This is a genomic window from Granulicella rosea (assembly GCF_900188085.1).
Taxonomy (GTDB): Bacteria; Acidobacteriota; Terriglobia; order Terriglobales; family Acidobacteriaceae; genus Edaphobacter; species Edaphobacter rosea.
In genome coordinates, this window is record NZ_FZOU01000013.1 from 38,739 (window position 1) to 64,861 (window position 26,123).

Consider the following 26,123-nt stretch of genomic DNA (forward strand, 5'->3'; position numbering starts at 1 on the left):
TACCTTTCGCTCTGCTTGAATATTGGAGGCACATCGTTATGCGATTCACCAGACTGCTCTCGCTGGCATTGATACTACTAGTTCTCTTCACAGGCAGGGGCTATGCTCAGTTCGAGACGGCTTCCATCGTTGGACGCGTCATGGACCAGACCGGCGCGATGCTGGTCGGCGCCAGGGTCACTGTAACCAATGTAGATACAAATGTCGCGGTAAGTCGCGTGACGGATAAGTCGGGCGAGTATGTCGTTCCCGCACTCAGCGTCGGCGTCTATCGCGTGGTCGCCAGCATGGACGGCTTCAACGAAGCGATCACCGAGAACGTACATCTGAAGGTCGGCACCAACCAGGAGATCAACCTGAAGCTGGGCATCGGCAGCAAGCAGTCGGTCACGGTCGAATCGGGTGAGTTGACGCTCGAGACCGAGACCAGCCAGAGACAGCAGATCGTCACCGACGACACGCTTGGATCGTTCCCGCTGTTGAACATGAATTACAGCGATCTGATCCAGCTCTCGGTCGGTGTGACCCAGGATGCGGCGGGACAGGATCTCGGCACCAGCAGCGTCGTGCGCGAAGGCTCGTATAACATCAACGGTCAGCGTTCGACCTATAACAACTTCCTGCTGGACGGTATCGACAACAACGCGCACGGCACCTCGAACCAGGGCTTTTCGAACCAGGTTATCAACCCATCACAGTACGACCTTTCACAGTTCTCGATCGTGACCACTTTGCCGGCTGCCGAGTATGGTCGTTCGGCGGGCGGCACCATCAACGTTGTTGTGAAACAGGGCACCAACAAGCTGCACGGCATGCTGTATGAATCGCTCCGCAACACCATCATGGATGCGAATGGCTTCTTCAAGGCCAGCAGCGACTCTGGCGCCTCGACCCGCACGACTTTGAATCGTAACCAGTTTGGCGGCAATATCGGCGGACCTATCCTGCGCGATAAGATCTTTTTCTTCGCCGACTACGAGGGTCTGCGCCAGGTGCGGCAGGTCGTCAATCAATCCAATATCTTCAAGCTCAGCGACCATCAGTTGATCGCCTCACCGAATGCGACTGCCAACACTACGACCGTGCTGAACCCGTTCACCGGAGAGACCTACGCGGCGGATCGTCCCCTGCCGCGCAACGTACTTTCGCCCATTGCGCTGGCTATTCTAGACGCGTTCCCGCTGCCGAATAACAACGGCGCCGGCGCGGCTTCCATCTCAAGCAACTGGTCCGTGCTGCAGCGCTTCCTCAACAGCTATGACAAGGAGGACGTTCGCATCGACGCGCACTGGACGCCGCGCATGTCGAGCTTCGTACGTCTTAGCCAGTCGAAGGAGCACGACCTCGACGGCGCCGTTCTGCCCGAGCCTCTCGGCGGCGGCAATGGATACTTCCGCACCATCAATCAGCAGTTGGCGCTCGGCCTGACGCGACAGATTGGAAACACGCAACTGCTGGAGGCGCGCCTCGGCGTCTCGTACACCAAGGGCGGCAAGGATCCGCTCTCGCTCGACGACCCACGCACCTTTGGCGTGCAGGGGCTCCCGACCGATCCGCGTGTGGGTGGGGGGCTTACCTCGCTTGCACTCAGCGGATACTCCGGGATTGGCCGCCAGGCGACTAATCCGCAGTGGCAATATCCCTTCTTTCTCAATCCGAAGGCGACTTACTCGAAGTTAGTCGGCCGGCACAACATCAAGACGGGTTATGAGTTCTCGTACCTGCGGCAGATTGTGCAGGATGTGAACCCGATCGATGGGCAGATGTCCTTCGAAAGCTCCTTCACGGGTTATACGATCAGCGACTTTCTCTTCGGCGTCCCGAATGAGATCGATCTTACTAACTTCTATGTCGCGCACATTCGCCAGGGCGGCCACTCCGCCTTCGTGCAGGACGACTGGAAGGTCTTGTCGAAGTTGACGCTGAACCTTGGCGTTCGCTACGAGTATGCGTCTCACTTCTATGAGAAGGATAGCCGCCTGTCCAACTTCGATCCCGCCACGACACCTTACACGGGCCAGTTGATCCGCGCCGCCGCATCCGGTTCGGCTTATCGGAAGCAGCTTATCAATCCGGACCTCAACGACTTCATGCCACGCTTCGGCTTTGCTTACTCGCCGTCCACGAAGCTTGTGGTTCATGGCGGCTATGGCATCGGCTATGTCCACTACTCGCGCTCCGGCGAAGCCGACAACCTGGCGATCAACGGACCGCAGGTGAACGCCGCCGTGTACAACCAGGTGCCCAAGTATTTCAAGACCGCGAACGTCAAGACCTCGCCGACCTTCTTCACGCTGGATCAGGGCTATCCGCAGGGCATGGCCTCGCCGGCGAACTTCAATCTTTTTACTTCGACCGTGAAGTGGATTCCACGCAACTATGTGGACCCTTATGTGCAGAGCTGGTACATCGGCATTCAGACCGCGATCGGCAAGGATCGCCTCATCGATATCGCCTATGTCGGCAACCATGGCGTGAAGCTGCAGGAAGTAGGCACTTACAATCAACGCAACCCGGCCTTGGGTATCGACCCGGTCTCAGGCTACTTCGCGCGGCCCTATAGCAACATCGGCGATGTGTCCGAGACCTTCAACGGCGGCATGGAGGAGTACAACGGACTGCAGGCGCGGTTCGAGCAAAAGAACTATCACGGTCTTTGGATTCTCAACGCATTCACCTGGTCACGCGACTTCGCGAACGTGGGCGATCCCTTGACGTCTTCGCGCGGCTTCTCCGGCAGCCCGCAGGACTACTATGCGAAGCAGGGCAACGACTATGGCCCTTCGCAGTATGATCTTCCGATCGTCAACATCACCTCCGTCAGTTGGAAGCTGCCCCTGGGACAGAACGGCATGCTCTTCCGCAACGCCGGCGCCACGTTGAACAACCTCATCAGCGGCTGGCAGGTTACGGCTTACAACCAGTTCCACTCAGGGGTTCCACTGACGCCGACTTTCACGCCCAGCGGCTTTCAGGAGCTGTCGAACTCCGGCGGCGTGCAGTACCGCACCTTCCTGGCCAACGGCTTCACCGCCAGGCAGGCGAAGCAGCGGTTGCATATTCCCGGCCATCCTGAGGCCGCCTTCTGCGACACCGTCTATGCCGCGGAGTATGGTTGCACGGTTGCGTTCGCGACCACGAATCCCAACCCGGTGACAAATCCAACCAGCGACACGGCCAACTGGTCCAACACCAGCGCCGATCCACGCGGCAACGTCGGCAACGGCTTTCTGCGCAGCGACTCGTTCGACGAGCTGGATGCATCGGTCAACAAGAGCTTTCAACTGCCCTGGCAGCATCTGCGCCTTGAGTTCCGCGGCCAGTTCTACAACGTGTTGAACAAGACCAACTTCACTCCGCCGAGCACGACCTCCTGCTGCTCGACCTCTTTCGGACGAATCACCAGCACCTATGGACCGGGACGCATCGGCCAGGTGCAGGGCATCCTTCGCTTCTAGAACAGACATCGGCGCCACGGGAGACTTTATGCAGACAAGACGAGATTTTTTGAAGAAGGCATCGATGCTGGCCGGTGCGGCCGGCTTTGCCGCAGGCGTGCCAGAGGCCGTGCAACGCGCATTCGCGATTGAACCAACGCCCGGCAGCACATGGAAGGACGCAGAGCATGTCGTCATTCTGATGCAGGAGAATCGCTCGTTCGACCATGCGCTTGGAACGCTGCAAGGCGTTCGCGGCTTCAACGATCCGCGCGCGATTCGCCAGGCCAATGGCAACTCGATCTTCCTGCAGACGGATCTTTCGGGCGCCACCTACGCGCCGTGGCGGCTCGATATCAAGGACACCCGCATCACGTGGATGGGCTCGATTCCGCACTCGCGCAACAGTCAGGTGGACGCATGGAATCACGGCCACCATAATGCATGGATCGACTCGAAGCAGTCCAGCAATCCCGACTATCGCGATGTGCCGATCACGATGGGGCACTACACGCGCGAGGACATTCCGTTCTACTACGCGCTGGCCGACGCCTTCACCGTATGCGATCAGAACTACTGTGGCGCGATGACGAGCACGACGCCCAATCGTTCGTTGATGTGGACCGGCACCGTGCGCGATGAGCAGAACACAAAGTCGAAGGTCTACATGCGCAACCCCGAGTTCAGCGGCTCGCGTCTGAAGTGGAAGACCTATCCAGAGCGGCTCACCGAGGCGGGCGTCTCGTGGAGCATCTATCAGAACGAGGTCAATGCCGTCTCCATGCCTACCGAGGCGCATGAGTGGCTGGGCAATGTCGGCAATGTGATCGAAAGCTTCAGCGCCTTCAATGTACATCTTTCGACCGGCAGCACGAAGAAGCTGCAAGCCCGCATCAAGGCCGCGAAGGAAGAGCTTGCGGAGCTGCAGCAGAAGCCCGTCGACCCAACCATGAAGGACGACCAGCTTGCCGCAATCAAAAGCAAGCAGGACGACCTGAAAGCGCTCGAAGAGCAGTTGCAGCACGGCGGCTCGCTCGCCGATCTTCCTCCGCTTCAGCAGGAGCTGCATCGTCGCGCCTTCGTCGTCAACTCAGGCGATCCCGATTATCATTCGCTCGAATCGATCTCCTATGAAGACGGTGGACGCACGGAGAAGATGGCTGTACCCAAGGGCGATGTCCTTCACCAGTTCCGCAAAGACGTCAACGAGAACACGCTGCCCGCCGTATCCTGGCTCGTGCCTCCGGGCAAGTTCAGCGATCATCCCTCGCACCCCTGGTATGGCGCCTGGTATCTGTCCGAGGTGATGGACATCCTGACCAGGAGCCCGGAGGTGTGGAAGAAAACCATCTTCATCCTTACCTACGATGAGAACGATGGCTACTTCGATCATGGTGTCTCCTACGTCGCGGCCGATCCGCACAACCGCGCCACGGGTCGCGCCTCGGAGGGCGTCGATACCGGTATCGAGTACAGTTATTATCCCGATGAGCTGGCGCAGAACGTGAAGCCTGCCGATGCGCGCAGCGGACCCATCGGTCTTGGCTTCCGTGTCCCGATGATCGTTGCATCCCCCTGGAGCCGTGGCGGATGGGTCAACTCGCAGCTCTTCGACCAGACCTCCACCCTGCAATTCCTCGAGATGTTTATCGAGGCGAAGCAGGGCAAGACCGTGAAGGAGACCAACCTCAGCGAGTTTCGTCGCACGATCTGCGGCGATCTCACTTCGGTGTTTCGGCCCGCGGACAACACCGTGGCGCCGTTGCCGTTTCTCGATCGCGATCAGTTCGTCGCAGGCATTCAGCGCGCAAAAAACAAGGAAGTGCCATCGAACTATAAGAAGCTCACGGCGAAGCAGGTGGAGGAGTATAACCGTCATGCTCATCGCGCCGCGGGCGCCGCCACGCAGGAGCCCGGCATCCGTCCCGCCTCCGCGCTGCCCTATGAGATGTACTGCGAGGGCACGCTCAACACGGAGCAAAAGACCTTTAGCCTCGCCATGCGCGCGGGCAACCATGTGCATGGCTCCCGCAGCGCCGGCGCGCCGTTCAACGTCTATCTGCGGAACACGGCGATGAGCAGCGGGGTCGCTGCCCGCGGCGACAAGAACCAGAACATGCTCGTCGCTACCTATGCTGTAAAGGCAGGCGATACTCTGACGGAACGCTTCCCGCTGCAGTTGTTCGCGGATAGTGGCTACGAGATCGAGGTGCATGGACCCAATGGCTTCTATCGTGCATTCCAGGGCAGTGCCCTGGCGCCTTCGCCGGTCGCGGTCAGCTGTGTGTATGAAGGCGGAGCGCAGGGTCTGACCGGCAATGTGCAGGCGCATGTGAAGAATATATCGACGCGATCCATCATCGTGACCGTGGAGGATAACTCCTACAAGACAGGCGCGCAGACGAAGGAGATTGCCGCCGGACAGCAGGCGCTCGTGTCGGTTCCGGCGGCGAAGTCGCACGGATGGTACGACATCACGGTGCGGGCCAAGGGAGTTCATGCGACCACACGCTACGCGGGTCGCGTGGAGACGGGACGGAGCAGCTACACCGATCCGTTGATGGGCCAGGCGATCTAACTTCATGCAGCGAGCGTAGCGCAACCTTGTCTTCATCCCGGGAGTTCTCTTGTCACTTCGTATGGTCTTCATGCTTGCCGGGTTAGGGCTTGGATCTTTGCCGCTCGCTGCACAGAACGCATCTCCATCGCAGGCGCCGTCCGAAGATCCGAGGGATCGGGGTGGAGTCTATGCTCTGCATGTCAAGGCGAAGACGGTCATCCTCGATGTCGTCGTCACCGACAAGCAGGGCCATGCGGTGACCAACCTTACGCAGGATAGCTTCACGATCCTTGAAGACAGGCAGCCGCAGCGGATCACCAGCTTCGAGCGGCCGGGCGTGCATCCGCTTGCCGGCGACGTTCGTATCGAGTCGACTGCGGATCTCGATCGCAAGGCGCCTGGCGCTCCGGTCGATCTTATCGTGCTCGACGAGATCAATACCCGCTTCGAGGACATGGCATTCGCCCGCTACTCCTTGAAGAAGTACCTCGACGCACAGCCCGGCAAGCTGAGCCAGCCAACCATGCTGGTCGCCGTCGACCTTCATCACATGACGGTGTTGAAGGACTACACGCAGGACAAGGCGTCGATCCTCAGCGCGCTCAATCGGCATCTCTCGCAGTACCCCTATCATCTCGATACATCCAGTTGGACGGCCGAGCGATTCTCCGCGGCCTTCGGCGCGCTGATGCAGGTGGCGGAGGCGACCGTAGGTCATCCTGGTCATAAGAACATGATCTGGATTGGTCGCGGCTTTCCCGATGTGCGAACCGATACCATGCAGCCGGAGGATGAGGCGCAACTCGCGGACGCCATTGAACTGTGCATCAACATGTTGCGCGACGCGCGTATTACTTTGTACTCGGTCGATCCCGCGGGCGTGCCGTCGGCGCCCACGCCCGATGTGGACGGGGTCGATGTCGCGGATCCCTTTGGCGGCAACTTTCAGTTCAACGATGTCGCTGCAGCAACAGGCGGCAAGGCCTTCTTTGGTCGCAACGATGTGAACGTTGAAATCGGCGCCAGCGTTCGCGACGGCGCGAGCTTCTACACGCTCTCCTACACGCCAACCGATGCGAGCGACGCAGCCAAGCCCTTCCGAAGAATTCGCGTGGTGATGAAGGATCCCAGCCTGCGCGCGGTCGCACGCGAGGGATACTATGCTCCGCGTGCGTCTGTGGCTTCCAATACGAAGTCACCCTCAATCGCGGATCGTTCGAAGTTCGATCTGCTCGGCGCCTCGGAGACGACACTGATCTACGACGGCGTGCCGATCGCCCTGTCGAGGTCCGAGAAAGACCCCGCCGTCATCCGCCTTCACATTGGCCGCGAGGGCATTGCATGGGCAGGCGTTGGCGCCGAACAAACGGCAAAGCTCCAGATTCTCTATGCGATCTTCGACCGCAAGGACAAGCTGCTGAGCAGAACGGCGAAGGATCTGGCGGTAAAGAATTCGTCCAACCCTGACGAGCCGGATAGCCAGCCGGGAGACATCAACCTGCTCTTCCGCCTGCCGCGGAACGAAGCTGCGGCGAGACTGCGCGTGGTTGTGCGCATGACGGACTCAGGTAAGGTCGGCGCGGCGAACCTGGATATCTCCGCGGCGAAATAAATACGCTCATGTACAGTTACAAATATATGTGGCGCGGCGGTGCGACCTAGTCGTCGTCATCATCTTTCTTCTTTTTCAGCTTGACCTTCAACTGCGCTGGCGCCGGCTTGTCGCCCATCGCATCCTGCCAGAGGATGATGTTCAGCTTCTGCGCATCGGCGCGATCGGCGCGGCGGAAGTCCATCTTCATCGAGGCCTTGGCGCCCGGCGCGGTCTTCTCGTTGATCGCATAGATCAGGTTGTTGTCGCGATTGGCGTACGTGGCGGTGAAGGGCGGTTGGTCCCCTGGACCGGAGAAGACCGGCTCCATCGCGTTCGTGAAGGCGTCGTTGTTGTTCATCGGGGGCAGGTCCAGCGCCATCTCCATCGTGCGGACCATCGAGACCGTGGTGTAGAAGCGGCCATCGAGGAACGTACCGCCATCCTTCGCGCGCGGAGCATATTTGCTCACCACCAGTGCGATGCTGCGATGCGCGTCGACATGATCCGCGCCGTTCTGTGCATCGTCTTCGAGGATGAAGAAGGCCGTGTCGTCCCAATATGCCGAGTGCGAGACTGCATCGACGACGCGGCCGATGGCAAGATCGTTGTCGGCGACAAGAGACTTCGGCGTCGGGCCGCCCGGCGTGGTGCCATTGGTGTGATCGTTGCCGAGACGCAGCAGGATGAAGTTCGGCATATTGTCCTTGCCGGCCTTGCGCTCGCCGATCCAGCCATCCAGATGCCGCAGAAAAATATTCGCGCGCAACTGGTCGGGAATTCTCAGATTGAAGTTAGGATATTCGGGCGCGAAGTTACCGACGAGTTCGGGCTTCGTCGCTGTGTTGCCGGCGAGCAGCGGGATCGGATAACGCCACTTGCTGGCGCCGCCGCCCCATGCCTCGGGTATCGCTTCGCCCGGCTGAATCGCGACGCGCTCGCAGGGATTCAGCTTGTTGTCGAAGATGCCGGCGCCGGAGTCCGCGTGTTGCGCCGCGGGCTTCTTATCGCTGCAGAAGGTGGACTCGATGAACTCGCCGAAGTGATAGAGCGTCTTGCCGTGCCGCGCGACATCGCCCCACAGATAGCCGCTCGCGGGCTCGTTGACATCGGGGATGTGTTGCTCGATGGGGAAGCCATCGGCGACCATGCCTTCGTAGTCGTAGGTGCGCTGGCCGCGGCCGTAGTTCGCCTGCCAGGTCTTGTCGAGATAGTCGGTGCCGATTGCGCTGGTCGACCAGGTGTGGCCTTCTCCCGAGACCTCGCCCGAGTCGTAGAAGTTATCCATCACGCCATACTGCATAGCCATCGCGTGCTGATTCGGAGTAATGTCGGCGCCGTACATGGTGAGCGATGGATCGCCGTTTGCGAATGGCTTTCCATCCTTCTGCAGATCGCCGAAGAGCTGATCGTAGGTGCGGTTTTCCTTGATGATGTAGATCACATGCTTGATGGGATTCTGGCCGTTGGCAAAGCTCAGCTTCTGCTCCGCGGACTTCATCCGGTTCGACTCGAGCACGACGCTCGTCCAGGTGGGCAGATCGTTTTCCATCGTGGATGGATTGAGCACGGCGAGCGAGCCATACAGCAGCGTCGGGATGTAGGTGAAGGTGCGTTTGCTCGTGGCGAAGCGCTTGCCGTTCAGGACGATCTCGCGTTGTGCGAAATTGTTCGGACCCGTGCCTTTGCCCTTCGCGGTCGCGACGTAGAGCTTGCCGTTCACGTCCATCATGCTCATCGGCATCCACTCCGTGGGGAAGAAGCCGATCGGCTCGACGAGGCCGCGCTTGGCCGCCTTCGCCGTGAGCCTGCGCGTATCGACGACAGCGACGGAGTCGGACATCGCGTTGCCGATATAGAGGCGTGTGCCATCGGCGTTGACGGCAAGCGTCTCCGGCTCGGCGCCGAAGTAGGTCTGACCCGGAAGCCGCGTGTCGAAGTAACCCTTGACCGCAAAGGCGCCGCCCGCCACATGGATCGCGGCGACCGCGTCGCGATTCGTGAGGGCGACATACAGGGTCGCCCCATCGGGCGATAGCTGCATCGCGCTGGGATGCGTGCCGGGCGCGATGGGGCTGCTCGGCTTCAGGAGATCGAGCTTGCGTGCAACAACGCCTTGGTGAAGATCGAGCTCCACGACCTCGCTCGCATTCCACAAAGCGACATACGCGCGACGGCCATCCTGCGAGACGCGCACGTCGACAGGGTAGGTGGAGGGAACTGCATTGCTCTCCGAAAGGTCGAAGCGCTGCAGCACCTTGCCGCTCTCCGGATCGAGCACGAGCGCATCGTCCGAGAGGTTGTCCGCAACCAGCAGTCGCTCGGCCGCGCCCTCGGCGAAGACAGCGATCGCCGCTGGAAATGAGATGGCTTGGTTGCCCGGTTCATCCTTCAGAAGATCGGACCTGCGTCCCGCCGCGAGCTGCTGCAACGGAATTTTGATGACGCGTTCGGGAGTGATGACACCGTCGTGGAAGCTGTAGACGAGGATTCCATTGCCGAGATCCTTGGCCTTGGTTCCGTTGGGATCGGTGGTCGAGCCGACGGTCGCATAGAGGCGGCGGCCGTCGCGGCTGAAGGCCAGGCCGCTGTACATGGTCTGCTTGGCCGTGAGGGTCATGCGTTCGTCGGGGAAGTCGGTGACCTTGCCCGTGCTCGTCTCGGTGACCGCCAGCGACTGCAGATAGCCTGATTCGACCGTTCCATACCCCGCATTGACGGTGACGACGTACCTGCCGTCGGGCGATGCCGCCATGGTCATCGGAAGGCTGTTCAGGCGCCGGGGATCGCCCGGCGCAGTCTTGACGAGCTGTTTTCCCGTGGGAAGATCAATGGTCTGTGTCCATGCGGAGGTGAAGCATGCAAAGAGAACGATGGCGGTGACGGAAGTGACGGAGCCCATAAACTCCAAGCATAAGGGTCGTCTGTTAACGTGCGATGCATGGCTTAAACTGGGGCTGGATCAGGAGGCGCAACGTGCTCATCGAGCTTTCCAAGGCGTTGTCGTTCGCTCTCTGCCTGGTGTCGCTCCACGCCGTGCTGGCGAGCGCCTTCTTCGAACCCGACACGACGTGGCCGCAGCGCTTGACGGCTGGCCTCTTCCGGCTGGCGATCGCGGCGTGCGTCTGCTGCGCCAGCGGACTGCTGTTCTCCTATCCCGCCCGGTGGAATCCCGACCGCGACGTCTCGCTGTGGAGGACATTGCCGATCCGTCTTTTTCTGTGGGCCGCGGTCGTCCTGAGCATGCTCTTTGCGCTGACCTGGTATCTGCGCTGCGGCGGCATCAACTCCTTCGGCATTCCGCCCGACTGCCTGGCTTTAGACTCCTTGCGCCGGGCGCCGTCTCCAGTGATAGCATTTACTTAGTAGGTGCAGGTGCTTCGGTAGCACGGGCAAAGCATGACCATGCTGGAGATCGATGAAGCCTTAGCCGCCTGGCGCAGCCGGCTGACTGCCATAGCGGACAACCTGCTGTGGCTGCAGAACGATTCCACCTACAAGATGCTCAGCGGCTCCGGCGCAACCCATGTGCGAGCCGCCGGGGCGACGGCCAGGCGGGTCGATCCCGCGCTCGCGCCCATGCAGACCATCTTCGAGCGCTTCAGCGTTCTCCAGACGACGATCGAGCGCGCCGACGAGCTGCGGCGCAGCATGCCCGCGCTCTTTGGCGCCGAGCAGAGGCTCGCGGAGATCCGGCATGTACTCTTCGGCAGGTCGATCCAGCTTGCAGTCTCCGCCGCGCCCTCCGCGCAGCGTTCGTTGCTCAGCGGCGCGCAGGGCGTCGAGCAGCGGACGCCCGACGAGGTGCTCGCGGCGATGGTGACGGAGTTCGCCACGGCGCGCGACGCGGTGCTGGCCGTCGAGCACGCCTGGCGCGATCTTGCCGAAGGCGTCGACCGCGCCGAAGACCAGATACAGCGGTTTCCGGCGAACGCACAGAGCGGCATCCAGAGGAACCTGCAGGAGATTCGCGACTCCCTCGGAACCGACCCGCTGGGCGCGCTCGACAATCTGCGCAAACGCGTGGAGCCCGAGCTTGCGCGGTTCTCCCGGATGGCTGCGGCAGCGGCGAAGACCCGGCAGGATCTCGAGCAGGCGCACGCACGGCTGGACCAGCTTGTGGCGCTTCATCGCGAGATTCTCGCCGCCGAAGCCGAGGCGAAGGCGAAGGTTGCGGGCTTCCACGCGTCGTCGCCCCCAGCGGGGGAAGAGAGGTTCAAGCGGCTGCGCGAGTGGCTCCATCAGCTCGACCTGCGTTGCACGGAGGGCGCCTCGGCGAACGTTGAGACGGGACTGCGCAACTGGAACAAGGGTGCCGAAGAGCTTGCGTCCGAGGAGAGCCGCGCGCGCGCCGCGATCCAGACCGCGCTCGAAACCCGCCGCGAACTGCGCGGCCGGCTGGACGCCCTGAAGGCCAAGGCCCGTGCGTGGCGCGTCGCCGAGCATGCGGAGATGTCCGATCTGGCGCGGCAGGGCGAGCAGTTGCTCACCACCCGGCCCACCAATCTGGAGCACGCCGCGGCAGCGGTCGCTCTCTATGCGACGATGTTGAACGCAAAGAAGATGCAGAAGAGGGGTTCCGAATGAGTGGAGAAGCCTGCAAGCGGCCCGGATGCGCGGGCGTGATCGAGGACGGCTACTGCAATCTCTGCGGGCATGCGGCGGTGAAGGGCGCGGCTGCGACCTCGGCCGCCACCTCGGCCGGGCCGGGAGTTTCGTCGCGCGAACACCAGACCGGAAGCCAGACGGGAAGCCATCGGACCTCGTCGGTCATCACGACCGGCACGGGCTCGACGCCGATGTCGCGGGCTTCGTCCGGCACGCGCCGCTCGACGAGGTCGAGTTCGCGCGCGACGCGCAAGCAGCTTGGCGCGGGGCTGATCACGCTGCCCGATCTGCCGTCGATCGAGCCGGAACGCGCGATCATGCTCGACCCCAAGGTGCCGGAGCGCAAGCGCTTCTGCGGCCGGTGCGATACGGCGTTGAAGCGCGAAGCCGGCTTCTGCGGCAAGTGCGGCATGAAATACAGCTTCATCCCCAGCCTGCGCGCGGGCGACGTCGTCGCCGGACAGTATGCAGTGAAGGGGCCGATCGCCTTCGGCGGTCTGGGCTGGATCTATCTCGCCTTCGATACGCTGCTGTCGCGCTACGTCGTGCTCAAGGGCCTGCTCAACACGCAGGACGAGTCGGCCGCCGCGCTGGCGGTAGCCGAGCGGCAGTTTCTCGCGGCGGTCAAGCATCCGAACATCGTCGGCATCTATAACTTCGTGCAGTTCGGGACCGAAGGCTTCATCGTCATGGAGTACGTCGGCGGCAAGACGTTGAAGCAGATTCGCCAGGAGCGCGGTCCGCTGCCGCCGGCCGAGGCCATCGCGTACATCCACCGCATCCTGCCGTGCTTTGCGTACCTGCATCGGCTCGGGCTGGTCTACTGCGACTTCAAGCCGGACAACGTCATGATGGAGCGCGACGACGTGAAGCTGCTCGACCTGGGCGGCGTGCGCCGGATGGACGATACCAAGGGCGACATCTACGGCACCGTCGGGTACTCCGCGCCAGAGGCTGGCGCCGGGCCGACCGCCGCGTCGGACCTGTATACGGTTGGCCGCACGCTGGCGGTGCTGCTGACCGATATTCGCGGCTTTTCGAGCGATCACCGCTATACGCTGCCGACTCCGCAGGAGGAGCCGAAGTTCGCCAAACAGGAGTCGCTCTACCGCTTCCTGTTGAAGATGACGGCCGAGAATCCGGACGACCGTTTCGTCAACGCGGAGGAGGCCGCCGAGCAGTTGCTGGGAGTGCTGCGCGAGGTGGTCGCGGTCGACACCGGCACGCCGCATCCCGGGTCGAGCGCGGACTTCGGCCCCGATCTGCTGGCGCTCGACTCCGGCCATGAGATGCGCTCCGCCGAACCGGACTACGCATACCTGCCGCTGCCGGCGATCGACATCGAAGATCCAGCGGCGCAGGCGGTGGGAAGCGCCAACGCGCTGGCCGATCCGGAGCGCCGGGTCGCGGCGCTGGAGCTGGTGCGCGGACGTTTTTCGAAGTCGCGCGAGGCGCGGCTGTGGCTGGCCGCGGCGCAGTCCGATAGCGCCGCTTACGCCGAGGCGGAGGCGCTGCTGAAGGCGCTGGGCGAAGAGGATGCGTGGGATTGGCGCGTGCAGTGGTTCGAGGCACGGATGCGGCTTGCGCAGAAGCGGCCCGCCGAGGCGCGCAAGCTCTTCGACCAGGTGTACTTCGATCTGCCGGGCGAGCTGGCGCCGAAGCTGGCTCTGGGCCTGTCGGCGGAGCTTGCGGGCGATCTCACGGTTGCGTCCGAGATGTACGATCTCGTCTCGCAGACCGATCCGGGCCACGTCTCGGCCGTCTTCGGGCTGGCGCGCTGCCGGTTCCGGAGCGGCGATCGGACCGGCGCGGTGGCGGCGCTGAACCGGATTCCGCCATCTTCGGGCCTCTTCCTGCGCTCGCGCGTGGAGGCCGCTCGCATGCTGGTGCGGGCGGAGGGAAGCGCGCTGCGGCTGGAGGATCTGGCGTCGGCTTCGGCGCTGGCCGAGAGCCTTGCGCTCGAGGAGATCAACAAGCTGACGCTCGGCAACCAGATTCTGACGGCGGCGGTCGATCATGTCAGCTCGAAGGCGATGGCTGCGGGCCAAAGCGCGAAGGATCTCAGGATCATGGGCCGGCCGGTGAACGAGCGGCAGCTGCGGCTTGGGCTCGAAAGCTCGCTGCGTGGGCTGGCGCGATTCATGACCGGCGACGAGCGCATTCAACTGGTGGACCAGGCGAATCTGGTGCGACCGAGGACGTTGCTCTAACCAAGTGGAAGCATGGGCGTTAGCCCTGGGCCCGCGGGACAAACGAAAGAGGAATAACCACGAATGCAATGTCCCGCCTGTAACACTGAAGCGCCGAACGAAGACCTGTTCTGCGAGAACTGCGGCGTGAATCTGAAGTCTCCGCCTGCTGCGGCGCCGGCTGCCGGTTGCACCTGTGGCGCGTCTGCGGACGAGGCGGACGAGGACGGCTTCTGCCTGCGTTGCGGGCGTCGCGTCGTGCGCCCGGCGTCGGACCACGTGGAGGAGGCGCTTTCGCCGGTCTTCGCGGCGGTCTCCGACCGGGGCATACGGCATGACCGGAACGAGGATCGCTTCGGCATGCTGCAGTCTGGCGCGTGGCGCGTGATGGCGGTGTGCGACGGCGTATCGGCGACGCGCAAGTCGGAGATTGCGTCGGCCGCGGTGTCGGAGGGTTTGGTGCGTTCGCTGGGGGATGCGGTCAAGGGCGGCGTCGCCGATCCCGAGCTGGCGATGCGGCAGGCGATCGCGGCGGGCGCGGCGAATCTTGCCACGCGGACGCCGCGTGACGAGCGCGAGAATCCGCCGTCGACGACGGTTGTGGCCGCGCTGGTTCGTACGTCGGAGACGGGCCTGGAGGTTGCGATCGGTTGGATCGGCGACAGCCGCGCGTACTGGATCGATGCCTCCGGCGCGACGCCGCTCACGGTCGACCACTCGTGGTTAAACGAGGTGGTGGCGTCCGGCGAGATGAGCGCGGCCGCGGCGGCTGCCGCCCCGCAGGCGCACGCGATTACGCGCTGGATCGGCGCGGATGCGGAGCCGAATCTGAAGGCCGATATCGTGCGCCGCAGCTTTACCGGGGCGGGGACGCTGTTGCTTTGCACGGACGGCCTCTGGAACTACGCGAGCGCCGAGAATGCGCTTGCGAAGCTGGTGCATGAGGGCGCGGCGACGGGCGAGGATGCGCTCGCCACCGCGCGCCGGCTGGTCCAGTTCGCCAACGAACGAGGCGGTCAGGACAATATCACGGTGGCCCTGCTGCATCTTTCGCAACCCAACCCAAACAAGAGTTAGACTGGTATGGCTTCAGCTTCATGGGCCGGATCGGAGAGTTTCGATGGCTGGTGAGTTCAGGGCAGAGACCTTTCAGAATGAGTTTCTGCCTGCAGGCACGGGCGAAGTACACGCCATCATGACGGTCACCGCAGGGGAGAGCACGGACTCCGGCGGCAGCGGCGGCCAGCGACTGTTCGGTATCCTCTGCGACAAGTCGGGTTCGATGGAGGGCGGCAAGATCGTCGCCGCCAGGGCCGCGATGGCGAAGCTGGTCGATCTGCTTCCGCCGGACTGTAGCTTCTTCATCATCGCGGGTTCGGACGATGGCGACCTGATCTGCCCGGTTACACGCGCGGATGCGCTGGGCAAGCAACATGCTTACCGGGCGATCCACGATCTTCGCGCAGGCGGCGGAACGCGCATCTCAAGCTGGCTGCAGCTTGCGTTCGGCCAGTTTCAGACGATGCCCGGCGGCGTTCGCCAGGCGCTGCTGCTGACCGATGGGCAGAACGACATTCAGGACGGGCAGGTTCTGGCCGAGACGCTGAAGCACTGCGAAGGCGTATTTCAGTGCGACTGCCGCGGCGTGGGAACCGACTGGCGGGTCGACCAACTGCGCCAGATCGCCGACGCGCTGCTGGGTACGACCGATATCATTCCGTCGCCTGCGGAGATTGAAAACGACTTTCGCGGCATTCTGAAGAAGGCGATGAGCAAGAGCGTCAGCGACGTCTTTCTGCGGCTCTGGACGCCGCAGGGCGCGAGCGTGAAGTTCTGCAAGGAGGTCAGCCCGCAGATCGTCGACCTGACAGCGCGCGCGCGGGAGATCAAGCCACAGTTGCGCGAGTATCCGACCGGCGCATGGGGCAAGGCGGAGTCGCGGGACTTCCACTTCTGCATCGAGGTCGCGCCGGGCGCGGTGGGGGACGAGGTGCTCGCGGGGCGCGCGAGCCTGGTCTACACGGCGCAGGGCGTGGAGAACAAGGCCGCCGAGGCGCGCATTCTCGCGGTATGGACGGACGACGAGGGCAAGTCGACCAAGATCAACCATGTCGTCGCGCACTACACCGGGCAGGCCGAGCTGGCGAAGTCGATTCAGGATGGTCTGGAGGCGCGGGCGCAGGGCCAGACAGAACGCGCGACCGCGCTACTGGGCAAGGCGGTGAAGATCGCGCATGAGTCGGGCAACGACGCTACCGCGAAGCTGTTGCGCCAGGTGGTCGATGTGGACGACGCCGACACCGGCACGGTGCGGTTGAAGCACAGTGTGGCGAAGGAAGACTCCATGGCGCTTGAGACGCGGTCGACCAAAACGGCCCGCATTGCGAAGGGTTAATTGAACATGGACACCTACGTTTGTCCGAAGGGCCACGCGTCGACGGAGCCGGATTACTGCTCCGAGTGCGGGGCCAGGATCGTCACTCCGGCGGCGGATGCTACGCCTTCTGTCGCCTCCGCTGCTCCGGCTGTATGCCCGGCATGCGGCGCGCCGTGCGAGGCTGGCGGAGTCGCATTCTGCGAGGTCTGCGGATGCGACTTCGCGAGCGCTCCGGCGCCGGGCGCGGGGGCTGCCGTGGCCGCGCCGCAGGTTTCGGCGTGGATGGTGACGCTGTCGGTCGATCCGGCGCTGCGCGGCGCAGGCAGTCCCGAGGCGCCAGCGGGCATCGCGCCGTTGACGGTTCAACTGAAGGAGCCCGTGAGCCTGATCGGTCGCCAGAGCGACGCGCGCGCGATCTTTCCGGAGATCCCGGTCAAGCACGACGACGCGGTCTCGCACCGGCATGCGCTGCTGCAGCTCTTCGGCAACGGCACGCTGCTGCTGCGCGATATCGGCGCGGCGAACGGCACGCGGCTGAACGGCCGGGAGATCGAGCCGCTGGTCGATCATCCGCTGAAGGATGGCGACGAGATCGCGCTGGGACACTGGTCGCGCATCTCGGTCAAGGCGATCTACTAATCGGTTAATCGGTTCAGCACGGCGGGGAGGCTTCGGTGACGAACGTAGCGGTCGTAAAGGCGCCACAGACGCGGCGTTGGAACAGCCTTCAACTGCTGAAGGGCGGGCGCGCGGCGATTCTGCTGCTGGACGTGTTGCTGCTGATCGCGGTGGTGACCGGCGCTGGCGTCCATCGCGACGCGATGCAGGCCGTGGGCAAGGACACCGCGCCCAGCATCATCGCGGCGCAGAAGATCAAATCCGCGATGGCGGACATGGACGCCAATGCGGCCAATCAGCTGCTGGCGGCTCCCGGCTCCGCGACCCCTGCCGCCGCGCTCTATGAGCAGCGCCGCATCGAAGCGTCCAAGGCGCTGGTTGAAGCGGCGAAGAACATCACGTACGGCGCGACCGAGCAGACGCCCATCGAGACCCTGCAGGTGACGGGTGGAACGTATCAGCGGCTGATCCAGCAGGCGATCGACTTTCACGACGCCAACGACCCCAATCAGCCCGACATGGGGGTGCGCTACTATCGTCACGCCGGGGAGATGATGGACACCGCGCTGCTGCCGGCGGCGGACGACCTGGACAAGGCGAACAACACGGTGCTGGAGCAGGTGTATCGCGAGGCCTCCGAACACTCGACCCTCTCGCTCTGGTTCGTGCTGCTGGCCGGTCTGCTGATGCTTGGAACGCTCGCGGTCCTTCAGTTCTTCCTGCTGCAACGCATGCACCGGCTGCTGAACCCGATGCTGCTGGCGGCGACGGCGCTGACGCTGTGGCTGACCTTCTATGCCTTCGCCAGCATGAATCGCGAGGCGGATCGTCTGCGCGTGGCGAAGGAGGACGCGTTCCACTCCATCCGGGCGCTTTCGCGTGCGCGCGCCGTGGCCTACTCGGCCAATGCGGATGAGAGCCGGTATCTGCTGGACCCGGCCCACGCGGCGGACTATGAGGCCGAGTTCTATCGCAAGACCAACGCGCTGGTCAGTTTGCCGGCCTCGATTCCGCTGGCGCTGGTTACGGCGAATGCATCGCACGGCAGATCGACGCCGGGCTTTACCGGCTATCTCGCCGACGAGCTGAACAACATCACCTTTCCCGGCGAGCGCGCGGCCGCCATCGAGACGTTCGTGACATTCGAGCAATACATGGGGGTCGACGCCGGGATTCGTGTGCTGGCGCGATCCGGACAGCATGACAAGGCAGTCGCACTTTGCATCGGGTCTTCCCCAGGCCAGTCCGACTGGGCCTTCGAGCAGTTCGACCGCGCCTCGGCCAAGACGCTGGAGATCAACCAGAAGGCGTTCGACGAGGCGGTGAAGGAAGGGCTTGCGGCGGTCGACAAACTGGAGCTGAAGGGCGCGGTCGCGGCCGTGCTGATCGCCATCCTGGCGGCGTTCGGTCTGGCGGGGCGGATTCGCGAGTACGAGTAAGAAAAGCGGCGTTTGATATGATTCGGCCTGCAGGCCAAAGGGAGTTCGCATGATGAGTCGCATCGGCAATCTGTTTCGCGGTTTCTTCGGCCTTTTTGTGGGCAACATGGAGCGCCGGAATCCCGAGGCTCTGCTCGAGGTGGAGCAGGAGAATCTGCGCCGGCAGGTGGGCAAGTTCAACATGGGCCTGGCGTCGCACGCCGGCATGGTCGAGCGGCTGATCGGGCAGGTGCGCAAGCTCGAGACGGACGAGGCCGACCTGCGCGCCAAGACCGCCGCGAACGTGAAGTTGGGCAATCGCGCCGCGGCTGGGCAGTACGCACTGCGCCTGCAGATGGTCGAGCGCGAGCTGGGCGAGAATCGCAAGCAGATGGAGCAGGCCGAGCTGACCTATAAGGAGCTGGTCCGCGCGCGCGACGTCGCCATCTCGATTGCGAAGACCAAGATCGAGACGCTGAAGACCGGCATCAGCGATCTGAAGATGAAGCGCGCGATGGCGGAGATCACCGAGATGGCCTCCGGCATGGTGACCGAGCTGGGCGGTTCGGGCGACACGCTGAACCGGCTCGACACGATCGTCAACGAAGAGCGCTACAAGGCCGCCGGCCGCGTGCGGGTCGCGGTCGACAGCCTCGACACCAGCGACATCCACATTCGCGAGGCGGAGCAGCAGGCGATGGCCGAGCAGGCGCTGGAAGAGTTCGAACAGCAGCATCAGATCAGCGGCGGCAAGCTGAGCATCCCGACGATCCCGTCCGTCGACCGGTCGGAGAAGCGCCGGTAGTACGGCGGCGGCATCGATGAGACAGAGGGTTCGTTATCGGACATTTGTAGCTGCTTTCGTTACATTCCGCAAGTCCAGACCCTACAGTACGAAGTCCCGCCCCTTCAAAACATGGATCTCTTCCGAGGTTCCCCGATAGACAACGATGGAACATCAGACGCCTACATCGAAGAGTTGTTGCACTCCCGTCAGCGTTCGAGGCAGCGAGACAAGCCTCGTGCGACCATCCATCCTTCCTGCGGCGCAGACGTCCCCCGCGGCGACGCACGACATGATCGCCCTGCCAGGCGGAGAGTTCCTGATGGGCACCGACTATGAGGAGGCCTTCGCGGCGGACGGCGAACGCCCCGTACGGCGCGTACGCCTCAAGCCGTTCGAGATCGACACCTATCCTGTCACCAATGCGGATTTTGCAGCGTTCGTGCAGGCCACCGGCTACAAGTCAGAGGCTGAGGTCTATGGCTGGTCGTTCGTCTTCTGGAGCCATATCCCCAAGAAGAGGCGCGCGGAGCTGGTCACCGACACGGTCGCCGGGGCGGAGTGGTGGTGCCAGGTTCCCGGCGCGTATTGGAAGACGCCGGAGGGTCCGGGCTCCGACGTGACGAAGAGGGCCGATCATCCCGTCGTTCACGTGACATGGAACGACGCACTGGCCTACTGCGACTGGTCGGGCAAGAGGCTGCCCACGGAGGCCGAGTGGGAGTATGCCGCGCGCGGCGGCCTGGTGCAGAAGCTGTATCCGTGGGGCGATCAGCTTCGTCCGGGCGGACAACACCGCTGCAACATCTGGCAGGGCACGTTCCCTCAGGAAGATACGGGCGAGGATGGATATGCCGGCACATCGCCCGTAACGGCGTACCCACCGAACGACTTCGGCATCTATTCCATCACCGGTAATGCGTGGGAGTGGTGCGCGGACTGGTTTGGGATACCGGATCATGCCGACGACGTGACGGAAGACCCCACGGGTCCGGCAACGGGAAAAGCCCGTGTGATGAAAGGCGGATCGTTCCTGTGCCACAAGTCTTACTGCAATCGCTATCGCGTCGCGGCGCGCAGCTCCAACACGCCGGATAGCTCTACCTCCAATCTTGGCTTTCGTTGCGCACGATCGTTGTGAGCGGATGAGAGCATCGCCGGTCCTCATTTCGCGGTGACCTCGAACTGAACCGGCTTCGCCGTATCGCCGACCGCCGGGTCGTAGTACTCGTAGACGCGCGAGGCGAAGTTCTTCGCGCGGATGGGATACTTCGCGCGGAGCCGGAAGTTGAGATGCAGAGTCTCGCCGGCGCCGACGGAGTCGAGGTAAAGGATGGCCTGGGTCGCGGTCAGGCTGAACTTCTCAAGCCTTCCGGTGCGGGCGTGGGCGGTCTTTTCGACGATGCTCTGCAGGTCTTCGCTCTGCAGCTCGAAGCCGGGTGGGATGCCGAGGTCGACCATCACCATGTTCGCGGTCTTGTCCAGATTGCTGTGGACAGTGGCGGTTGCGGTGACGATGTCGTTCTGGGCGAGGCGGGTGCGGTCGTAGGCTACATCGATGGATAAGGCCTCCTTCGCGGCCTTCGCAGGCCATGGCGTGAAGTATCGTCCGGCGACCTGGTAGGCCATGCTGCCGGAGCCGGTGAAGCGCAGCTCGACGTGGTTGTCCTCGCTCGCGGCGACCTGCGGCAGAGCGAACTGATGCAGCAGATCGTTGTTCTCCGCGGTGATGGCGAGGGTCTGGACGGTCTTGCCGTTCAGCAGCACGTCGACCGTGCCGAGGGCGTCGGAGCCGCTTGCTTCCGATGCGGCGAGCAACGCGCGCAGAGCCATGATGGTGGCCTGGGTCGTGCCCCAGTTGCCGTTTGCGCCCTTCTTTTCGAGCAGCCATGCGAGTGCGTGGCGCACGATCTGCGGATACTGGCCGGATTTGAGCAGGGCCTGAATGGCGAGGCCGGTGGTCTCGACCGCGGCGCTCTCGCCGCTGGAGTAGACGCCGGTCTCGGCGCTTGCCCACCATGCGCGCTCGCCCTTCTGGATGCGCGCGTCGGTGAGTAGCTGGAGGATGTGGTGGGTCAGCTCGGAGTTCTTGTCCGCCTCGACGGCGAAGTTGGCCAGCACGGCGAGCGTGTAGGGGTCGGTCTTGCCGCTGTCGAGATGCTGGGCGATGTAGCTCGTCGCGCGCTGCACGGCCTGCTGCTGGGAGCCGCTGTTTTCAAGCGCCCAGGCGAGATAGGCCGTGATGCGCAGCACGTCGGAGTTATAGCGATTGGTCGCGCCTTCGTTGATGAACTGGGTGTCGGGCTTCCAGCTTCCATCGGGCTGCTGCTGCGAGGCGAGCCACTGCGCGGTACGCTCGATCAGCCTGGGGTCCACGTCGTAGACGCGCGACATGTCGCGGAACTCCATGAGGCCGTAGGCGGTCAGGATCTTGTTTGCCGGCGCCTGTCCGAACCAGGAGAAGCCGCCGCCGGGGACCTCGAAGGTGAGCAGACGCTGGTAGCCGTTGGCGATGTAGCCTTCGGCCTTCGCGTGAATCTCGGGCGTCAGCTTTTTGGTCCGCTTCATGTAATCGAGCGCGAGCACGTTGGGGTAGGTGCTCGACGAGGTTTGTTCGAAGCATCCGCCGGGCATGCGGAGGATGCCGTCCATGCCTTCGATGACCTGGCTGAGCGGGCCGGGATAGAGCCGCACGTAGAGCTTGCCGGCGTCGGGCAGGGCGTCCTGCGGGAAGCGCACGACGTGCTGTGCGGCTGATCCTGCGCCGGAATCCAGCCGGCCGTTGAAGACGATCTCCTGCTGCTGGCCGTTGGGCACGACCTCGATCTCGCGGACGACGGTGTCCTGGCGGTTGGAGGCGCCGTGCATGTGGGCGACGAGCGTGAGTTTGAACTTGCCGAGGCGTTTGACCTGCAGGGTGAACTCCGATCCGCCGACCTTGCCGGCGTCGACCGCGACGGTCTTTTCGGATGCGTCGTCGACGAGGTCGAACCAGTCCTGTTTCTCAAGCGACAAGGACACGTCGCCCCGGGCGCCGGAGTAGTTGTAGACCGCTACGGGGAGGGTGACACGGTCGCCCTGCGTGAGCGTGACGGGCAGGTCGAGGTCGACGAAGAAGTCCTGAAAGACCTTGAGGCTGGAGGTTCCGCTGCCGAGCGCGCCGGACTGCGTGGAGGCGAACATGGCCATGCGCCAGGTGGTGATGGAGTCGGCGACGGGGATGGCGATGCTGGCGTCGCCGCGGCCATCGGTGACGATCTCGGGGTTGATGTAGAGCGCCTCGGGAAAGTACGAGCGCACGTGCGCTTCGGGGGCTGCATCGGCGGCGGCGCGTGTGCGTCCGAGCCCGGCTGCCATTCCCATTGCCCTGGCCATGGGTTGGGGCGCGGCTGCGACTGCGGCGAAGTTGCGGTTGTTCAACGGCAGGGCCATCACGGTTGTGGCGTCCGCGGTTTCCACCATGTCCATCGCCCCGGTGACCGTGACGGCTTCCATGACTGCACCCAACTGGAGAGTGCAGCGGATGACGGCGCGGTCGCGGGGCGCGAGCGTGAACTCTTGCGCCGAGGTCTCGAAGCCCGGCGAGACGATCTCCAGCCGGTAGCGGCCCGCCGGCAGCGCGGAGAGGGTGAAGGCGCCGTCGCGATTCGACGCGCCGCTGCGCGTGGCCGCCGCGTCCAGTCTGTGCAGACGCACGGCGGCGCCGGGAACGATGGCGCCGGTCTGGTCCATCACCACGCCGGCGATCTCGGTCAACGCCGTGGCGGGGCCGCGATCGTGCTCGATCCGCAGCTCCATCGAGCCGGTATGTTGCGTGGGATAGAGATCGCCGAGGCGGGACTCGACCATGGCGCTCAGGTCGTCCGCGGTGTCGAACTGGCGATCGGGCCCGGCGCTGCGGATGCGGTAGTAGCTCGCCGTTACGCTGCGGCGGCGCGCGCCCTGCCAGGGCGGATCGACTCGCAGCGGCGTGCCCCAGGCATCGCGGGGCCCCCGGTTGTTCTCGTCGACGATACGGTCGAAGCGCTGCGTGAAGTCGCGGTCCTGCGGGCCTTCTGGCGGAAGACGCAGCAGCAGGGTGCGCAGCTCATCTTCGAAGGCGCTTTGATAGCGCTGGTGGAACTCGGCTGCGCGCTCCATCGGCAACCGCTGCCCTGCCTCGACGCGCAGGGTGTGGAGGTCGACGGTCCCCGCCGCGGAGAAGAGCGCCTGCGCGGCGCGGTCGTCCGACTGCCCGTGATTCACGGCCTCGTTCAACGAGAGCGAGTGGATCTCGTAGCGCGGTTTCAGCAGCTCCTGTTCGAGATAGAAGAAGATCTTGGCGAAGCCGGGCTGCTTGTCGGCCAGCGCGAAGACGGCCTCGTCGACGACCTCGAGGCCCAGCGCGGCCTGTACGCCTTCGCCGCGCGCGTTGGTGACGTGGAAGTGGACGCGCGCCTCGGCGCCGGGCAGGTAGGACGCGGCGTCGGCCGTGGCCTGGATGTGCAGTTCGTCGGCCGGCTGGACGAAGACCATCCGATGATCCTCGATGGTCTGGGCGTCGCGGCCGAGGACGTAGGCGGTGACGCTGAGCGTGCCAGCCATCTGCGGCGTGGCGCGCAGAGAGAGGTCGGCGCGGCCGTTTACGATCTCGACGTCGCGGGTCAGGATGGTCTGGCCGTCCTTCACCAGATCGATGTATGCCGTGCCATGGGGCCGCGTGGAGTAGACGGTGAGGCTCAGGTTGTCGCCTGGTTTATAGACTGCGTGGGGCAGCCGTAGCAGAAGCTGGTCGTCGCCTTCGCGGGTCTGCAGGTTGACGTTGCTGGCGGCGCGGCTGCCATGTCGATCGTCGGCCTCGATGTGGAGCGAGGCATCGCCCTGCGCGGACGGCGTGACGCGGAGGATGGCGACGCCACCCTTGTCGGTCGCGATATGCTGCACGGGCTGTGCGCCGAAGCGAACGGCAAGCTGGCTTTCGGCGGGTGCGCCATCGGGATAAGACGCCAGCACGTAGACCTGATTCTCCATGCCGGAAACCAAAGCGCCGCCCTCGGGCACTGCGGTCAGCAGAAGCGGCGACTGGCTGACGGTGACGCCTTCGCCCCTGGTCTCGGCGTGGCCCGCGGAGTCCTTCACGGTTGCCTCGATCAACACGGGCGCCGCGCCCTGGCTCTGCTTGCGCCCAGCCATATAGTTCGGAAGCGCGATGTCGAAGCGGTAGTCGCCCGCGGCGTTCGTGCTGCCCTGCGCGTGGGCGGCGGTGAAGAGCGAGACATCCAACCCCTGCACGACGATCTGGACCGGCGCATTTTCGACCGGCTTGCCGAAAAAGTAGTTCGCGCGCACCGTGCCGGTGACGTGGTCGCCGGGCCGGTAGTCGCGCCTTGGCTTACCGTTCTTCTGGGCGAGTTCGATGGCGACGCGGAACTTCGGCAGCACGTAGCGCTCGACCTGCAGGGTCAACTCCTGCGTCCCGGTGGGGTTGGCGGCGTCGCCCAGGATGGCGCGCAGATGATAGGCGCCGAGGTTCACCTCGTCCGCCAGCGCGAACTCGGCGGAGGCTATGCCGTAAGCGTCGGTCTCGACCGCGCGGCGAAAGACCTTGTTGCCGCGCGAGTCTTCGAGTTCGAGCGTAAGTTTGCGATTGGCGGCGGCATGGTGGCTGGCGCGATCGAGCGTCAGCGCGCGGACGTGGATCGTCTGCGCGGGCTGATAGATCGGCTTTTCGGTCGTCAGCAGGATGCCGACCTTGTCTTCGAGCCGGATGGTCTGCGTGCTTTCGACCGTGCCGATGGGCGTCTCGGCGACAAGGTGCAGAGCGTAGCTGCCGGTCAGACCGGTGGGAAAGCGGATCGCGGCGTCGACCGAGCCGCGACGATCCAGCCTGCCAGCGAAGAGCGGCCGCGGTTTCTCGTTTGCCGCCATCAACTCGATGCGGAGGCTGCCGTTCTGCGCGATGGGACGCGCCTCCGCGCTGTCGCCGTCGAACACCACCACGCGGATGGCGGCCTGTGCGCCGGAGAGATAAGCGCCCTGGCCGAGGATCCGCATGACGGGTCGTCGCAGGATGTCGCCGACCGGCTGCACCTGCTCGATGGCGGGCGCGGCCTCGCCGTCGTAACGGAAACGGTAGCGCACGCGCTCCCAGACAAGCTCTTCGAAGGAGATGGGCGCGGCGGGCGAGAGCTCCATCCTCCAAAGGCCTTCGCCCTGGGTCGCGTTTACGGGGCGCTCGCTGTGGGCGAGCACCTCATCCTCCGGGCTCAGCAGCTCGACGGTCAGGCGGCCCTGGCCGGAGCGCTGCCCGTGGTAGGGGATCTCGAGGGCGAGGGTGCGATGCAGCCAGGTTGCGGTGGGCTTCTCCGCCTGCAGAGGTGCGGCAAGCGCAAGCAGGGCGAGCATCAGGCGGAGGACAATACGGTCTTTGAGCAGGCAGATCACGTTCATGGCGGCGCCCTCGCCGGTGCGGTTTGCGCCGCACCGGAAATTTCTTCTCTGTGCGGAGAACGCGGGCGCTGGGAGAACTTGCAAAGTTTTTTTGAAAGATTTTTTTCGCGGC

At 63.9% G+C, this 26,123-nt stretch carries 14 protein-coding genes; 12 read left to right on the forward strand and 2 right to left on the reverse strand.

Going from position 1 to position 26,123, the window contains the following annotated elements; genetic code table 11:
• Positions 1–38: 38 nt before the first annotated feature.
• Genes CHB87_RS20665 through CHB87_RS20675 form a run of 3 tightly spaced genes read left to right on the forward strand, consistent with a single transcriptional unit; the run spans position 39 to position 7,609 of the window.
• Positions 39–3,458, forward strand: coding sequence for a TonB-dependent receptor (locus tag CHB87_RS20665; RefSeq protein WP_089410352.1), 3,420 nt, complete (start codon positions 39–41; stop codon positions 3,456–3,458).
• Positions 3,459–3,486: 28 nt separating this feature from the next.
• Complete coding sequence (locus CHB87_RS20670) at positions 3,487–6,015, forward strand: phosphocholine-specific phospholipase C (RefSeq protein WP_089410353.1); 2,529 nt, start codon at positions 3,487–3,489, stop codon at positions 6,013–6,015.
• Between the two features lie 49 nt (positions 6,016–6,064).
• Complete coding sequence (locus CHB87_RS20675) at positions 6,065–7,609, forward strand: VWA domain-containing protein (protein ID WP_142988463.1); 1,545 nt, start codon at positions 6,065–6,067, stop codon at positions 7,607–7,609.
• Positions 7,610–7,655: 46 nt separating this feature from the next.
• Here CHB87_RS20675 and CHB87_RS20680 read toward each other — a convergent pair whose 3' ends face one another.
• Positions 7,656–10,490: a beta-propeller fold lactonase family protein gene (locus CHB87_RS20680; protein ID WP_089410355.1), complete on the reverse strand. Its 2,835-nt coding sequence runs from the start codon at positions 10,488–10,490 to the stop codon at positions 7,656–7,658.
• Positions 10,491–10,564: 74 nt separating this feature from the next.
• Here CHB87_RS20680 and CHB87_RS20685 point away from each other — a divergent pair, with 74 nt between their 5' ends.
• From CHB87_RS20685 to CHB87_RS20725, 9 genes are all read left to right on the forward strand, one after another.
• Positions 10,565–10,954: a hypothetical protein gene (locus tag CHB87_RS20685; protein ID WP_089410356.1), complete on the forward strand. Its 390-nt coding sequence runs from the start codon at positions 10,565–10,567 to the stop codon at positions 10,952–10,954.
• Between the two features lie 33 nt (positions 10,955–10,987).
• The gene (locus CHB87_RS20690; RefSeq protein ID WP_089410357.1) at positions 10,988–12,175 is read left to right on the forward strand and encodes a hypothetical protein; all 1,188 of its coding nucleotides are present in this window, start codon (positions 10,988–10,990) and stop codon (positions 12,173–12,175) included.
• Complete coding sequence (locus CHB87_RS20695) at positions 12,172–14,406, forward strand: serine/threonine-protein kinase (RefSeq protein WP_089410358.1); 2,235 nt, start codon at positions 12,172–12,174, stop codon at positions 14,404–14,406. The genes CHB87_RS20690 and CHB87_RS20695 overlap by 4 nt, the downstream gene beginning before the upstream one ends.
• 126 nt (positions 14,407–14,532) lie before the next feature.
• A complete protein-coding gene (locus CHB87_RS20700; protein ID WP_142988465.1) occupies positions 14,533–15,462 on the forward strand; it encodes a PP2C family protein-serine/threonine phosphatase in 930 nt (309 codons plus the stop codon).
• Positions 15,463–15,505: 43 nt separating this feature from the next.
• Positions 15,506–16,780: a vWA domain-containing protein gene (locus tag CHB87_RS20705; RefSeq protein WP_089410360.1), complete on the forward strand. Its 1,275-nt coding sequence runs from the start codon at positions 15,506–15,508 to the stop codon at positions 16,778–16,780.
• Positions 16,781–16,786: 6 nt separating this feature from the next.
• Positions 16,787–17,401: a double zinc ribbon and FHA domain-containing protein gene (locus tag CHB87_RS20710; protein ID WP_089410381.1), complete on the forward strand. Its 615-nt coding sequence runs from the start codon at positions 16,787–16,789 to the stop codon at positions 17,399–17,401.
• Positions 17,402–17,436: 35 nt separating this feature from the next.
• A complete protein-coding gene (locus tag CHB87_RS20715; protein WP_089410361.1) occupies positions 17,437–18,819 on the forward strand; it encodes a hypothetical protein in 1,383 nt (460 codons plus the stop codon).
• A 49-nt stretch (positions 18,820–18,868) separates the two neighbouring features.
• Complete coding sequence (locus tag CHB87_RS20720) at positions 18,869–19,603, forward strand: PspA/IM30 family protein (protein ID WP_089410362.1); 735 nt, start codon at positions 18,869–18,871, stop codon at positions 19,601–19,603.
• A gap of 145 nt (positions 19,604–19,748) precedes the next feature.
• Positions 19,749–20,723, forward strand: coding sequence for a formylglycine-generating enzyme family protein (locus tag CHB87_RS20725; RefSeq protein WP_089410363.1), 975 nt, complete (start codon positions 19,749–19,751; stop codon positions 20,721–20,723).
• Positions 20,724–20,746: 23 nt separating this feature from the next.
• Here the strand turns inward: CHB87_RS20725 and CHB87_RS20730 are convergent, their stop codons facing one another.
• Positions 20,747–26,011: an MG2 domain-containing protein gene (locus tag CHB87_RS20730; protein ID WP_089410364.1), complete on the reverse strand. Its 5,265-nt coding sequence runs from the start codon at positions 26,009–26,011 to the stop codon at positions 20,747–20,749.
• Between the last annotated feature and the right edge of the window lie 112 nt (positions 26,012–26,123).